We start from the raw sequence: 13,844 nt of genomic DNA, 5'->3' as shown, positions 1-13,844 counted from the left end.
AAAACCGTCACATGCCGGCGAATGCTTTTTAATCCACATGAAAATCCGCAGAATTCGTCGTCGGCCATTGCACGGCAGATGTCGCTCATCTGTGCGCCTCGACCGATTCTTTGGGTCCAAAAGGATCGGAAACCGGCGTAAAGCATCCGATATCTCGATCGATCCGCCGGCGCCGGACGGCGGATCGCGGGGAGGGGGACGTCCCATGGTTTGGCGCGGCGGCGTTTTTCCCTTATGTCCTTGCCTACCGAGGTTCGTCCTTTAGGAGATGCGATGTTTCCGACCCCCGTTTCCGATCTCGCCCCGAACACCTACGCCTATGAGACGACGCCACTCGTGAAGCCGACGGGGTTTCGCGAATATGACGCGCGCTGGCTGTTCGAGAAGGAGCTCAACCTCATGGGGGTGCAGGCGCTCGGCCTCGGATTGGGCACGCTGCTCCATGAGATGGGCGTGCCGCTCGAGCTCGCCACCGGCCACGACTATCGCGCTTATTCCGCCTCCATAAAGCTGGCGCTGATCTCCGGCCTGATGGCAGCGGGCGTGCGCGTGCACGATATCGGCCTCGCGCTTTCGCCCATGGCCTATTTCGCGCAATTCGCGCTCGATGTTCCCGCCGTCGCTATGGTCACGGCTTCGCACAATGACAATGGCTGGACCGGCGTAAAGATGGGCGCGCAGCGTCCCGTCACCTTCGGCCCCGTGGAGATGACGCGCCTCAAGGAGATCGTGCTCGCCGGCGCCTTCCGCTTCGCCGAGGGCGGTTCCTATCGCTATGTCGATAATTTCGGCGCCCGTTATCTCGACGATCTCGCCTCGGGCGTAAAGCTCACCCGCAAGCTGAAGGTCGTCGCCGCCTGTGGCAATGGCACGGCCGGGGCCTTCGCGCCCCAGTTGCTGGAGCGCATCGGCTGCGAGGTCGTGCCGCTCGACACCGAGCTCGATTATAATTTCCCGCATTACAATCCCAACCCCGAAGACCTCCATATGCTGCACGCCATGGCCGACAAGGTGCGCGAGAGCGGCGCCGATGTCGGTCTCGGCTTCGACGGCGACGGCGATCGCTGCGGCGTCGTCGACAATACGGGCGAGGAAATTTTCGCCGATAAGATCGGCGTGATGCTGGCGCGCGATCTCTCAAAGCTGCATCCCGGCGCGACCTTCGTCGTCGATGTGAAATCGACGGGATTGTTCGCGACCGATCCGGAGCTGCTCTCGCGCAATGTGAAGGCCGATTATTGGAAGACCGGCCATTCCTATATCAAGCGCCGCGTCACCGAGCTGAAGGCGCTCGCCGGCTTCGAAAAGTCCGGGCACTTCTTCTTCAACGCGCCGGTCGGCCGCGGCTATGACGACGGCCTGCTGACGGCGGTGCATGTGCTGCAGATGCTCGATCGCAATCCGGGCAAGTCCATGTCCGAGCTCTATGCCGCGCTGCCCAAGACCTGGGGCTCGCCCACTATGTCGCCGCATTGCGCCGACGAGACGAAATATGGCGTCGTCGACAAGGTGATCGCGCGCTTCCAGAAGATGGAGGCCGATGGCGTCGCCTTCACCGGACAGAAGATTCGCGATCTCGTCACCGTGAATGGCGTGCGCGTGACGACCGCCGACGGCACATGGGGCCTGGTGCGGGCCTCATCCAACAAGCCGGAGCTGGTCGTCGTCGTCGAGAGCCCGGTGTCGGAGGCGCGCATGCGCGAGATGTTCCATGCGGTGGACGCCGTGCTGCGCGAGAATCCGGAAGTCGGCGCATATAATCAGACGATCTGATCGCGCTTCATGGCGAGGTGGAGCAATTGGTTCCGCTCGTCATGTAATATTGCACATGATTGGGGCTGTAGGTGTTGCGCACCGGCGAATAGCTGGTGCGCGACATCAGCGGCGCCGCCGTCCTCAGCCAGGTGATCGTGCGGCTGAAGGAGGGCTGATAGCTGTAGGTCACATCGGCGACGATGATCGAGCCGATGGTCGGCGTCACACTGGTCGTCGTCGTGCCTCCGCTGGCGTTGGACAGCGTCACCGATTTCGCGCTCGTATAGCTCGTCGGCATGGAATTGGGATCGACAGGCGCGACATCGGCCGCGTTGAGCTTGGCGACATTATTGATCTTGCACGGGCGCAGCGTGCCGGAGTTCTTGGCGATGGTCCAATTCACGCTCGCCTTGAAGCCGCTCGTCTGCGTCGCGTCGGCGCTGACCGTGACCTCCGAGATCGTCATTTTCAGATTGGTGGTCGGCAGCGGCGACATCAGCGTCGTCGCGGCGGAAAAAATCGCCTGAATCGTATCCTCGTCCATTCCGGCCTGGCCGGAATTGGAGCCGCCTTTCAATTGCTGCGCGGCGAGATCGGAGAGCGTATGCGCGACGAGATCGAGCCTCTGGCTCGCGCGCTGCCCGAGCGCCAGCTCCGCGAGGCCGAGATAGATCACCAGCACCAGCGGCAGCATGAGCGCGAATTCCACCGCCGCGAAGGCGCGCTCCTCGCGCAGCAGGGCGCGCGCATCGCGGCGCTCGGCCGACGAAGCGCTCATGTCGGCTCCACGCGAAAAGCGGCGACGCCGAACAGCAGATGCGTCCATCGGCTGTTATATGTGACCTCTCCGCTCGTCGTCTTGCCAAGCGTTATGCCGGTCAAAATGCCGCCGGTGAGAATCGCCGTCACCGCCGGCATAGGATAGACGATGCGCACGACGGCGACATGGCCGGAGGCCGGCATCGTGATCGTCGAGCTCGCCGCCGGAGGATTGGAATAGAAGGAATTGGAGGTCGACGCGCTCGACCAGTCCTTGCCATTGCCGACATCGGCGATATCGACCAGAATCTTCGAGCAGTCGAAGGATGTGCTCAACGTGCCGGCCGCGACGACGCCGCTGGCCTGCCAAGTGCAGACATATTTGTCGATGAAATTCTGATAGGTCATGTTGGCGAGGCTGTGCGTCAGCACGGCGCGGCTCGCATGAATGGTGGCCACCTGCAGCTGCTGGCTCTTGAAATAGACGATTCCCGTCTCGAAAATCGCGCCGAGCAGCCCGAGCATCGGAACGAGCACCATGGCGAACTCGACCGCGAGCGCCCCGTTCCCGTCGCGCCCGAAGCGAATCACGCTCGCGGCGAATCGGCGCGTCGGCTGTCGCGACAAATTTTCGTCTCCGCTCATGTCTCGAACTCATGGCCCGAAAGGGCGTTTCGCAGCCGCCCCTTTTGATCTCCCATGCGCGCCTTCGGCGACGTCCGTCACCGCTTGGGCGAGGACGAGCCCTCGTGCTGCTTCACCGCCTCGAGAACGCGCGCCGTATAGTCCTTGTCGTCGCCGAGATCGACTGCGGGCGCGCAATCGGGCGAGCAGGCGTAGGACTCGCGTCGCGAGCCGCGCAGCACGACGAGCTTGTCCATCGGCTGGGTGACGGTGATGATCTCCTCCCCGACCTGATTGCCGGTCGGATCGAGAAGGATGAGATTGGTCGATCCGAAGCTTTTTCCGGTGACGACCATGAGACGATTGGTCTTCAGCATCGTCACATCGGCGATGAGCGGATTTCCGATGATCAGCGTTTGCGCGCCTTCCGGCATGCGCACCACGCGAGCGCGGTCCACGTCCACGAAAACGCCGCGTCTCTCGCCCTCGCGCGCCATAGCGACGCCGGCGGTGACGGTCGCGCCGACCAATAATGCCAAATATCCATGGAAACGCGTCGAGCGCATCACGCACCTCTGAACAATCATCGCCTTTGCGAGGCTTCGCGTCGAACAAAACCACGTAATAGTGAATCATTGCTGAAAATGAGATGGAGTCTCGCTCGCGTCCTGAATTTCATAGGTCGATGATGCGATTAACGCGTTTGCAAGAAGTTCTACGTAGGGTCTCGTCCTGTCCGGCGAACGGGCTCGATCGAGCGACGCCGCCGAACGCAGTCAATAGAGCGAGGAGCACGAGTATGAAGAGCTTGATTTCGCGGTTCGTTAAGGACGAGTCCGGCGCGACCGCCATCGAATACGGCCTGATCGGCGCGCTGATCTCCGTCATCATCATCACCGCAGTGAGGCTCGTCGGCAGCAACCTGTCCGAGACCTTCAACAAGATCGCTCAGAATCTGAGCTGAGGTCTGGCGGGCGCTGATCTCGCCGCCCGCGCGTCGAGATCATTTCAGTGCATGCATTCCCGCCGAAGGCCGGCTCGTGAACGGGGCCTGCCGGCTCGGCGCATGGGCGGCGAATCGCGACGCCCTACATCAGGAGAAGGCGATGAAATCGTCGGTTATGAAATTCCTGGACAATGAGTCCGGCGCCACGGCCATCGAATACGGTCTCATCGGCGCTTTGATTTCTATTATTATTATTACCGCTGTGAGGCTCGTCGGCAGCAATCTGTCGGAGACCTTCAACAAGATCGCTCAGAACCTCAGCTGAACGATCGCCCGAATCGTGCGCGCGCGTCGGCTCCTCGCCGCGCGACGCGCGAATCGCGCGCTCATCCGAGCGCGCCGAAACGACTTCGAGAGGCGCCTTTGTCGCAAACGAGAGAGGCGCGGCGACAGGAACGACACGGATGATCGCAGCCGCCGCCGCGCTAATTCTTTTTCCGGCCTTGATGGCGTTTTCGGCCTTCGCCGATCTTCTCACCATGACGATTCCCAATCGCGTCTCCTTGGCGCTCATTGCGCTGTTCGCGGTTCTCGCCGCATGGCTCGGCATGCCGCTCGACGCCGTGGCCTCACATGTCGCCTGCGGCACGGCGGTGCTCGTCGCGACCTTCCTGATGTTCAATCGCGGCTGGATGGGCGGCGGCGACGCCAAGCTCGCTTCCGCGACGGCGTTGTGGCTCGGCTTCGAGCAGCTCGCCGATTATGCGCTCGTCGCCTCTCTGGCGGGCGGCGCACTGACCATAGCGATTCTCGCGCTGCGGCGATTCGAGCCGCGCTTCGTCGCCCAATCGCCGCGCCTCGCGCATCTTTGCGACGCCGCCGAGGGCGTGCCTTACGGCATAGCGCTCGCGATCGCCGGAATCGCCGTCTATCCCAATTCGCAGCTCTGGGCGCTGCTCACCGCCGCGTGACGCTATTGTCCGACTCTTCTGCGAGCGCTGCGAGGTCTCTTCGCTTCGCAATTCGAAAGAGCTCGCCGTCTTACCGGCGATTAACCATAATTTGACGTTTTTCCGCTTTCATTCGGAAGGCTCCGCTCCAGGTGGGGCGATCGGACTGGAAGCAGATGAACAAGGCGCAGATCGTGGTTCTCGGCGTCGCCGTCGTGGCGGGCGGCGGGGCCTTCCTGATGATGAACGGATCGCCGCCCGAGGCGCCGAAGATCGTTCAGATGATCCCCACGCCGCCGCAGACCGACAAGGTTCTCGTGGCGACGCGCGATCTCTCCTATGGAACCGCGCTCGGCGAGCCGGACACCAATTGGATCGATTGGCCGATCGGCGCGGTGCCGCAAGGCGTGCTGCGCAAGAGCGAGGCGCCGAACGCCAAGGAAGATCTGCAGGGCTCCTATGTCCGCAATCCGATCTCCAATGGCGAGCCGGTGCGGCGTGAGCGTCTGGTCAAAGGCCCGACCGCGGGCTTGATGTCCACTCTGCTTCCCGCCGGCCATCGCGCGGTCGCGATCGACATCTCACCCAACACGACGGCGGGCGGCTTCATTCTCCCGAATGATCATGTCGATGTGATGCGCACCTATCGCGACAATGATCGCGGCCGAGAAGGCGGCGCCGCCGATCTCTCATCGGAAGTCATTCTCACCAATGTGCGCGTGATGGCGATCGGTCCGATCGTCGAGACGAAGAACGGCGAGTCTGTCGTGACCGGCGCGACCGCCACGCTCGATCTCGAGCCGCGGCAGGCCGAGCTCATCATTCTCGCTCAGCGAACCGGCCAATTGGCGCTCATGCTGCGCTCGATGGCGGATGCGCATGAGGACGACAAGCGCGCTTCGGTGGCGGACGATTCTTTGACGGTCGTGCGCTTCGGCTTCCCATCAACCATGCGCACGCGCTGAGGCGATGCGGCTCATCGAAGGACGGCGCCACATGGCGAAAATCGAACGCGGAACGACGGAAATGGGCAGGTCGGCGCGCCGGCTGCCGGGGGCGGCGGCGCTCGCGCTCCTCGCGCTCGCCGGCGCTTCGCTCGGAGCCATTCCGGCGTCCGCCCAGGAAAAATGGGGCGTCCAGTCGAGCGCGGAGGCGATGATGTCGCGACGCATCGCCATGGGCGTCGGCAAGTCGATCATCGTCGATCTTCCGGCGGAGGCCTCGGAGATCGTCGTCGGCAATCCCAAGGTCGCGAATGCGGTCGCCCGCTCGGCGCGCAAGCTCTACATAATGGGCGCGGAAACGGGCCAGACGACGATCTTCGCGCTCGATCGCGCTGGGCGGCAGATCGCCAACCTCGAGATCAGCATCGGCCGCGACGTCGGCGAGCTCGGTCCGCTGCTGCGCGTCGCGCTGCCCAAATCGAACATCACCGCGCGCACGGTCAATGACACGATCATTTTGACCGGCACGGTCGAATCTGCCTCGGAGGCGCAGCGCGCCGTCGACATCGCCAAAGGCTTCGCCGCGCGTTCGGCGTCCGCGCATGGCAATGGCGCCGGCGGCGAAGGCCTCGTCGTCAATGCGCTCACCATCAGCACACAAGATCAGGTGATGCTGAAGGTCACGGTCGCCGAGGTCCAGCGCCGTGTGATCAAGCAGCTGGGCGTCTCCGCCAAATCCGGCGGCGAGGCGATCTTGTCCGGCGGCTGGGGCAAGCTCGTTCAGGAGAATCCCTTCGCCATCAATTCCGGCCTCACTTCCAGCGCATTGAGCCTCAATGGCCCCAACAGCACGTCCGCGACGCTGCAAGCATATGAGCGCTACGGCGTCTCGCGCATTCTTGCCGAGCCGACCGTCACCGCGATCTCCGGCGAGTCGGCGAAATTCACCGTCGGCGGCGAGGTTGCTGTGCCGGGCAATGGCAATTGTATCAGCGGCTCGATCCTCTGCACCGTCGGCATCACGTTCAAGCAATATGGCGTTTCGCTGAACTTCACGCCTGTTGTGCTCGCCGAAGGCCGCATTCTTCTGCATCTCGCGACAGAAGTGACCGAGGTCGATTACCAGGGCGCGCAGACCTATAATGGCGTGACCGTTCCCGGCTTCAAGACGCGCAAGAACGAGACGAGCGTCGAGCTGCCGTCCGGCGGCTCCATCGCCACGGCGGGCCTGCTGCAGCAGAAATCCGATCAGGCCATCAACGGCCTGCCCGGCCTCATCAATCTGCCGGTGCTCGGAACGCTGTTCCGCTCGCGCGACTATCTGCGTAACGAGACCGAGCTGCTCATCATCGTCACGCCCTTCATCGCGCGCTCGATCCAGGCGCGCGATGTGGCGCGGCCCGACGACGGCTTCGCGGACGCCAGCGATCCGCAGGCGTGGCTGCTCGGCCGCGTCAATCGGCTCTACGCCAATCCCCAACATCCGCAAGCGGTTCCTCGCCTGAAGGGCCGCGTCGGCTTCATTCAGGACTGAGCGCGCGAGGAGCGGCTAAAGATGTCTATCCGACTGAACAGCGCGAAACTCAAAGCCTTCGGAACGAGGCTCGCTTGCCTCGCCGCGATGGCGCCTCTCGCCGGCTGCGGCGTGAACAGAACGCTGCCGGCGCCCGCCGTCGCGCAAGACTATCGCGACCGTCATCCGGTCGTGCTCGCGGACGCCAGCACCTCCATCGACGTGTTGCCGTCGCAGCGCCTCGACTATGCGACCACGGGCCGCATTCATGATTTCGTGCTGCGCTATCGCCGTTTCGGCCATGGCCAGATCACGCTTCTCGCGCCGACCGGAGCGAAAGATCAGCTCGCCGTGCGCGGCGGCGTCGATGCGGTGAAGCGCATATTGGCGGAGAGCGGCGTCTCCGGCGCCGTCTATGTCGCCTCCTATCCGGTGACAGATCCCAATCTGGCGGCGCCTGTGCGTCTGTCCTTCCAGGGCGTTCGCGCGAAAGTCGCGGGACGCTGCGGCCAATGGCCTGCCGATCTCGCTTCTGCGAGCTCGCTGGAGGGGTGGGACAACACCACCTATTGGAATTACGGCTGCGCGAGCCAGACGACATTCGCGGCGCAGATCGATGATCCGCGTGATCTCGTCACGCCGCGCGGCGAGACGCCCGCCGACATCGAATCGCGCATGCGCGCCATCGGAAATGTGCGCAAGGGCATCGATCCGGCGACGAAATGGAACGTCAAGGGCACGAATATCAGCTCGGTTGGAGGCGATTGATGAAAGAGCAGTCGGCAGTAGCGGATAGCGACGCGGCCGCGCAGATCGCTCCCTTGCCGCGCATTTCCGTGCAAGCGTTCTGCGAGACGCCGGACGCCGTGGCGGTGGTGAATTCCGCCGCCGTGGACCGCCGCATGGACAAGGCGCATGTCAAGGTTCACATGGGCGGCGTCGCGGCCGCGATCGAGGCGTTCCGATCGGCGCCGACGCCGAATTTGATCGTGCTCGAGGCGATCGGCGAGCGTGAGACGCTCATCGGTCAGCTGGAGACGCTGGCGGAGTCCTGCGACTCCGGCACCAAGGTCGTCGTGCTCGGCCATGTCAACGACATATCGCTCTATCGTGCGCTCATAGCGCGCGGCGTCAGCGACTACATTGTTGCGCCGATCGATGTGCTCGGCTTCATCGCCCGCGTCTCCGATCTCTACAATAATAGCGCCGAGGCGCTGGGCCGCATCGTCGCCGTTGCCGGCGCCAAGGGCGGCGTCGGCTCCTCCTGCATCGCGCATAATCTCGCCTGGTCGATCGCGCGCGCGCTGCAGATGCAGACGGTCGTCGCCGATCTCGATCTGCCCTTCGGCACTGCGGGGCTGGATTTCAATCAGGATCCGCCGCAAGGCGTCGCGGAGGCCGTGTTCGCGCCGGATCGCGTCGACGCCAATCTCATCGACCGTCTGCTCTCCAAATGCAGCGAGCAGCTCAGCCTGCTCGCCGCGCCCGCGACGGTCGATCGTCTCTATGATCTGCCGGAGACAGCTTTCGACGCGATCGTGGACACGCTGCGCGCCACCGCGCCCTGCACCGTGCTCGACGTTCCGCATCAATGGTCGGCCTGGACGAAGCGCATGCTGATCGGCGCCGATGAGGTGGCGATCGTGGCGGCGCCCGATCTCGCCAATCTGCGCAACGCCAAGACGCTCATCGATCAGCTGCGCGTCGCGCGCCAGAACGACTCGCCGCCCAAGCTCGTCTTGAATTTCGTCGGCGTGCCGAAGCGTCCGGAGATAGCGGTGGCGGATTTCGCCAAGGCGATCGAGATGGAGCCGTCGGCGATCATTCCCTTCGATCCGAAGCTGTTCGGCTCCGCGTCCAACAATGGCCAGATGATCGCCGAGGTCGACCCCGGCGCCAAGATCATCGAGCAATTCGACGCGCTCGGCCGGGAGGTGACGGGGCGCGCCGTGAGCCGCAAGGTCAAGAGCGGATTATTCGCGCCGCTGCTCGATCGTTTGTCACGAAAGCTGGCCGGCTGACGAGCGGCGACGGAGCGTAACGAGGAGATCGCATGTTCGGAAAGCGGACGAACGTCGGAACGGCGCAGACTGCGACAGCGCGTTCGACACAGCAGGCGGCGCCGGCGAGCAAGGCGCCGACGCCCGCCGCTGCGCCCGAGGCCACGAGCGTGACGATCGCGGCTCCTCCCGAGCAGAAGCGCTCGGAACAATATTACGTGACGAAGAGCATGATCTTCGGCGCGCTCATCGAGGCGATCGATCTCGCGCAGCTCTCCAAGCTGGAGCCCGAGAGCGCGCGCGACGAGATCCGAGACATTGTCAATGAGATCGTCGCGATCAAGAATGTCGTGATGTCGATCGCCGAGCAGGAAGAGCTGCTCGAGGACATCTGCAACGACGTGCTCGGCTATGGTCCGCTGGAGCCGCTGCTCATGCGCGACGATATCGCCGACATAATGGTGAATGGCGCGGCCAAGACCTATATAGAAGTCGGCGGCAAGATTCAGCTCACCAATATCCGCTTCCGCGACAATTCCCAGCTGATGAATATTTGTCAGCGCATCGTCAGCCAGGTCGGCCGCCGCGTCGACGAATCCTCGCCGATCTGCGATGCGCGCCTGCTCGACGGTTCTCGCGTCAACGTCATCGCGCCGCCGCTGGCTATCGACGGCCCCGCGCTCACCATTCGTAAGTTCCGCAAGGACAAGCTCACTCTCGATCAGCTCATCCGCTATGCATCCATCTCGCCCGAAGGCGGCGAGGTGCTGAAGATCATCGGTCGCGTGCGCTGCAATGTGCTGATCTCCGGCGGCACGGGTTCCGGCAAGACGACGCTGCTCAACTGCCTCACCAATTCCATCGACACCGACGAGCGCGTCATCACCTGCGAGGACGCGGCGGAATTGCAGCTTCAGCAGCCGCATGTGGTGCGTTTGGAGACGCGCCCGCCAAATCTCGAGGGGCAGGGCGCGGTGACAATGCGCGATCTCGTCAAGAACTGCCTGCGTATGCGTCCCGAGCGCATCATCGTCGGCGAGGTTCGCGGACCGGAGGCCTTCGATCTTCTGCAGGCGATGAACACGGGCCATGACGGCTCGATGGGCACGCTGCACGCCAACTCGCCGCGCGAGGCGCTCGGCCGTCTCGAATCGATGATCACCATGGGCGGCTTCTCGCTGCCGGCAAAGACGATCCGCGACATGATCGTCTCGTCGATCGACATTATCGTGCAGGCTGCGCGCCTGCGCGACGGCTCGCGCCGCATCACGCATATCACCGAGGTGCTCGGCCAGGAGGCGGATGTCGTCACGCTGCAGGATCTCTTCGTCTATGAGATCGTCGGCGAGGACGCCAATGGCCGCATCATCGGTCGGCATCGCTCCACCGGCGTCGGTCGGCCGCGCTTTTGGGAGCGCGCGCGCTACTACGGCGAGGAGAATCGGCTCGCCGCTGCGCTCGACGCCGCCACTGTCATCGACGACGAAAATTAGTTTCGAGGGCGAGAAAATGGATCGGCAATCGCTCCTTTCGGCGCTTCTGGTCGCCTTCGCCGTCGGCGGAGTGATGTACGCTTTCGTCTATCCCTATCTCTCCGGCGAGATTCAGGCGCAGAAGCGGACGGCCGTGCTGATGTCCTCTTCCGACCGTCGTCGCGACGCGCGGAACGGCGATCCGGCCAAGCGGCGCAAGCTGATTCAGGAGAGCCTGAAGGACGTCGAGACCAAGAAGAAAGCCAAGGTGACGCTCGAGCAGCGCATCGCTCAAGCGGGGCTGACGACGACGCGCCCGATTTTTCTTGCCGCATCGGCGGCTTTCGGCCTGCTCATCGCTTTCCTCGTCTTCGTCTTCAACTCCGATCCGCTGGTGGCGCTCGGCGCGGGCGTCGTCGCCGGCGTCGGCGCGCCGCATTGGCTGCTGGGCTTTCTGGCGCGGCGGCGCATCGCGAAATTCATCGCCGAATTTCCCGGCGCCGTCGATATCATCATTCGTGGCGTGAAGGCCGGACTGCCGGTCGCCGACTGCTTTCGCATGATCGCGGGCGAGGCCGCGGAGCCGGTGCGCAGCGAATTTCGCCAGATCGTCGAATCGCAGACGATAGGACTGTCCATCGCCGAGGCGACGGAGCGTTTCGCCGATCGCGTGCCGGTGGCGGAGGCGTCATTTTTCTCGATCGTCATCAGCCTTCAGCAAAAGGCGGGCGGCAATCTCTCCGAGGCGCTCACCAATCTCGCCGCCGTGCTGCGCGAGCGCAAGAAAATGAAGGCCAAGGTGAGAGCCATGTCCGCGGAAGCCAAGGCGTCGGCGGGCATTATCGGCAGCCTGCCGTTTCTCGTCGGCCTCGTCGTCTGGTTCACCAATCCGGCCTATATCGCCGTGCTTTTCAACACGACGATCGGAAACATCATCATCGGAGCCAGCCTGCTCTGGATGGCGATCGGCGTCTTCATCATGCAGAAGATGATCGACTTCGATATTTGAGCGTATGCGCCGCGTCGAGCGAGGGGTCACTGAAGTCATGGAGCAGATCGTCAAGCTGGCGACCAATGGGCGGCTGATGTTCAGCCTCATCGTCGCAACGGCGGTCATCGCCACCATATGGTCGCTGGGCGCGACCTTCCTGCAGAGCGACACATTGGCCAAGCGCATGAAGAGCGTCGCCAATGAGCGCGAGCGCATCAGAGCGCGCGAGCGCGCGACGGCGAAGGCGGACGGCGGCGGACTGCGCTACCAGCCCAAGCAATATATGAAGAATGTCGTCGATCGCTTCTCCTTGACGACATGGCTCAACACAGACGACGCCAAGCTGCGTCTCGCCTCGGCCGGCTATCGCGGGCCGCAGGCGGAAGTGACCTTTTTGTTCTTTCGGCTGGTGACGCCGATCGCCTTCGCGCTCTTCGCGGTCTTCTATCTCGTCGTGCTCGACGATTCCGATTGGCCCATGCTCACCAAGGCGGGCATTGTGATCTTCGCGACCTATCTGGGGGTGAAGACGCCGGAGCTGTTCATCAGCAACACCATCGCCAAGCGGCAGCAGAGCATGCGCATTGCGTTTCCCGATGCGCTCGATCTGATGCTGATCTGCGTCGAATCGGGCATGTCGGTCGATCACGCCTTTCGCAAGGTGGGGCAGGAGATCGGCGTGCGCTCGGCGGCGCTCGCCGAGGAATTCGCGCTGGCGACGGCGGAGCTCTCCTATCTGCCGGATCGTCGTCAGGCCTATCAGAATCTGACAGCGCGCACTGGCCTCGACAGCGTGAAGCAGATTTCGACCGTGCTCATTCAGGCGGAGAAATACGGCACGCCGCTCGGCCGCGCGCTGCGCGTCACGGCGCAGGAGAGCCGCGACATGCGCATGGCGGAGGCCGAGCGTAAGGCGGCGGCGCTGCCGCCCAAGCTCACCGTGCCGATGATCGTCTTCTTTTTGCCGGTGCTGATGGTCGTCGTGATGGCGCCGGCGATTATTCAGGTGATGGCGCAGAGCTGGTGAGCGCGCCGAGCTTTGCGCGCGGAGCGGGCGCTTCGGCGCTCTTTCGCTTGGTCTTCTCGCTATAGCTCTGTATCTCGCGCCAGCTGTTGGATTGCGCGATCATCTGGCGAATCGAGGCGACATTGGCCGCGGCGTCGATCGGCGAGAGATCATGGCGCGACCAATTCTCCGCCTCGTCGAACTTGCCCTGCAGCGCCAGCACGAGCGCGAGATTCTGGCGCACGCGCATGTCGGCCGTCGGCTGCGAGGCGGCGGTCAGCAATGTGCTCTCGGCCTGCGGCAGCTGCTTGGAGAGCGCATAGGAGAGCCCGAGATTAGAGAGAACCTTCGGGTCGTTGGGCTTGATCTTCAACGCGGTCTGATAATATTCGCGCGCTTCTTCGTGATTGCCGAGCTGATCGGCGATCGAGCCTTGCGCGGAGAGCACGGTCCAATCGGGCCGCTCCGGCGTATGGGCGCGCGACAAGACATCGGCGGCGTCGCGCAGGCGTCCGGCGTCGGCGAGCGATTTGCCATAGGCGCCGAGCACGGAGAGATCGTCTGGATAGCGAATGGCGAGGCCTTGCAGCACGGCGACGGCCTGGGCGTTGCGATCCAGCGCATGCAGCGCCTTGGCGTAGGTGAGCGCGACGGATTTGTTCTTGGGGTCGGCGTCGAAGCGACGACCCCATTCGTCGGCGAAGCGGCGTAGCTCGGCGTCGTCGGTCGGCAACTCGGCGCGTCGCGTCGCGCCGATCGAGCCGGTCACGTCGGTGAGCGGCTGCGCGCAGCCGCCGAGCGCGACCAGGGCGCAAATCACGAGCGCGCTCGGCGCGCCTTTGCGGCGCGTCGCGACGAAATGGGACGGGAACATCGGGCGACCC

General features: G+C 63.7%; 15 protein-coding genes. 11 read left to right on the top strand and 4 right to left on the bottom strand.

Going from position 1 to position 13,844, the window contains the following annotated elements:
• Positions 1-273: 273 nt before the first annotated feature.
• The gene (locus K369_RS09890) at positions 274-1,773 is read left to right on the top strand and encodes a phosphomannomutase/phosphoglucomutase (protein ID WP_036290748.1); all 1,500 of its coding nucleotides are present in this window, start codon (positions 274-276) and stop codon (positions 1,771-1,773) included.
• Positions 1,774-1,780: 7 nt separating this feature from the next.
• Here K369_RS09890 and K369_RS09885 read toward each other — a convergent pair whose 3' ends face one another.
• From K369_RS09885 to K369_RS09875, 3 genes are all read right to left on the bottom strand, one after another.
• Positions 1,781-2,533 carry a TadE/TadG family type IV pilus assembly protein gene (locus K369_RS09885; RefSeq protein WP_036290746.1) on the bottom strand — a complete coding sequence of 251 codons (753 nt, stop codon included), beginning with the start codon at positions 2,531-2,533 and terminating at the stop codon, positions 1,781-1,783.
• Complete coding sequence (locus K369_RS09880; protein WP_036290745.1) at positions 2,530-3,159, bottom strand: TadE/TadG family type IV pilus assembly protein; 630 nt, start codon at positions 3,157-3,159, stop codon at positions 2,530-2,532. The genes K369_RS09885 and K369_RS09880 overlap by 4 nt, the downstream gene beginning before the upstream one ends.
• Before the next feature lie 77 nt (positions 3,160-3,236).
• Positions 3,237-3,677 (bottom strand): pilus assembly protein N-terminal domain-containing protein, encoded by a 441-nt coding sequence (locus K369_RS09875; protein WP_245278164.1) that lies wholly within the window; start codon positions 3,675-3,677, stop codon positions 3,237-3,239.
• Positions 3,678-3,937: 260 nt separating this feature from the next.
• Between K369_RS09875 and K369_RS09870 the strand changes: the two genes are divergently transcribed.
• The 10 genes from K369_RS09870 to K369_RS09825 all read left to right on the top strand — a co-directional run bounded on the left by K369_RS09870 (position 3,938) and on the right by K369_RS09825 (position 12,981).
• Positions 3,938-4,102 carry a Flp family type IVb pilin gene (locus K369_RS09870; protein WP_036290741.1) on the top strand — a complete coding sequence of 55 codons (165 nt, stop codon included), beginning with the start codon at positions 3,938-3,940 and terminating at the stop codon, positions 4,100-4,102.
• A 142-nt stretch (positions 4,103-4,244) separates the two neighbouring features.
• Positions 4,245-4,409: a Flp family type IVb pilin gene (locus tag K369_RS09865; RefSeq protein ID WP_036290739.1), complete on the top strand. Its 165-nt coding sequence runs from the start codon at positions 4,245-4,247 to the stop codon at positions 4,407-4,409.
• Between the two features lie 139 nt (positions 4,410-4,548).
• The gene (locus K369_RS09860; RefSeq protein WP_036290737.1) at positions 4,549-5,055 is read left to right on the top strand and encodes a prepilin peptidase; all 507 of its coding nucleotides are present in this window, start codon (positions 4,549-4,551) and stop codon (positions 5,053-5,055) included.
• A gap of 155 nt (positions 5,056-5,210) precedes the next feature.
• Entirely contained in the window at positions 5,211-5,999 is a 789-nt protein-coding gene (cpaB, locus tag K369_RS09855; protein WP_036290735.1) for a Flp pilus assembly protein CpaB, read from the top strand.
• Between the two features lie 31 nt (positions 6,000-6,030).
• A complete protein-coding gene (locus K369_RS09850) occupies positions 6,031-7,512 on the top strand; it encodes a type II and III secretion system protein family protein (protein WP_245278163.1) in 1,482 nt (493 codons plus the stop codon).
• A gap of 21 nt (positions 7,513-7,533) precedes the next feature.
• A complete protein-coding gene (locus tag K369_RS09845) occupies positions 7,534-8,259 on the top strand; it encodes a CpaD family pilus assembly protein (protein ID WP_084570626.1) in 726 nt (241 codons plus the stop codon).
• Positions 8,259-9,512: a hypothetical protein gene (locus K369_RS09840; RefSeq protein WP_036290733.1), complete on the top strand. Its 1,254-nt coding sequence runs from the start codon at positions 8,259-8,261 to the stop codon at positions 9,510-9,512. The genes K369_RS09845 and K369_RS09840 overlap by 1 nt, the downstream gene beginning before the upstream one ends.
• Before the next feature lie 32 nt (positions 9,513-9,544).
• Positions 9,545-10,984 (top strand): CpaF family protein, encoded by a 1,440-nt coding sequence (locus K369_RS09835; RefSeq protein ID WP_036290730.1) that lies wholly within the window; start codon positions 9,545-9,547, stop codon positions 10,982-10,984.
• 16 nt (positions 10,985-11,000) lie between these two features.
• The gene (locus tag K369_RS09830; RefSeq protein ID WP_036290727.1) at positions 11,001-11,972 is read left to right on the top strand and encodes a type II secretion system F family protein; all 972 of its coding nucleotides are present in this window, start codon (positions 11,001-11,003) and stop codon (positions 11,970-11,972) included.
• A 37-nt stretch (positions 11,973-12,009) separates the two neighbouring features.
• Entirely contained in the window at positions 12,010-12,981 is a 972-nt protein-coding gene (locus tag K369_RS09825) for a type II secretion system F family protein (protein ID WP_036290725.1), read from the top strand.
• Here the strand turns inward: K369_RS09825 and K369_RS09820 are convergent.
• Positions 12,953-13,834, bottom strand: a complete 882-nt coding sequence (locus K369_RS09820; protein ID WP_036290723.1) for a tetratricopeptide repeat protein — start codon at positions 13,832-13,834, stop codon at positions 12,953-12,955. The two genes, K369_RS09825 and K369_RS09820, sit on opposite strands and share 29 nt — an antisense overlap.
• Between the last annotated feature and the right edge of the window lie 10 nt (positions 13,835-13,844).

The organism is Methylosinus sp. PW1 (genome assembly GCF_000745215.1).
Taxonomy (GTDB): Bacteria; Pseudomonadota; Alphaproteobacteria; order Rhizobiales; family Beijerinckiaceae; genus Methylosinus.
Note: the sequence above shows the minus strand (reverse complement) of the source record. Positions and strands in the feature narration are given on the sequence as shown.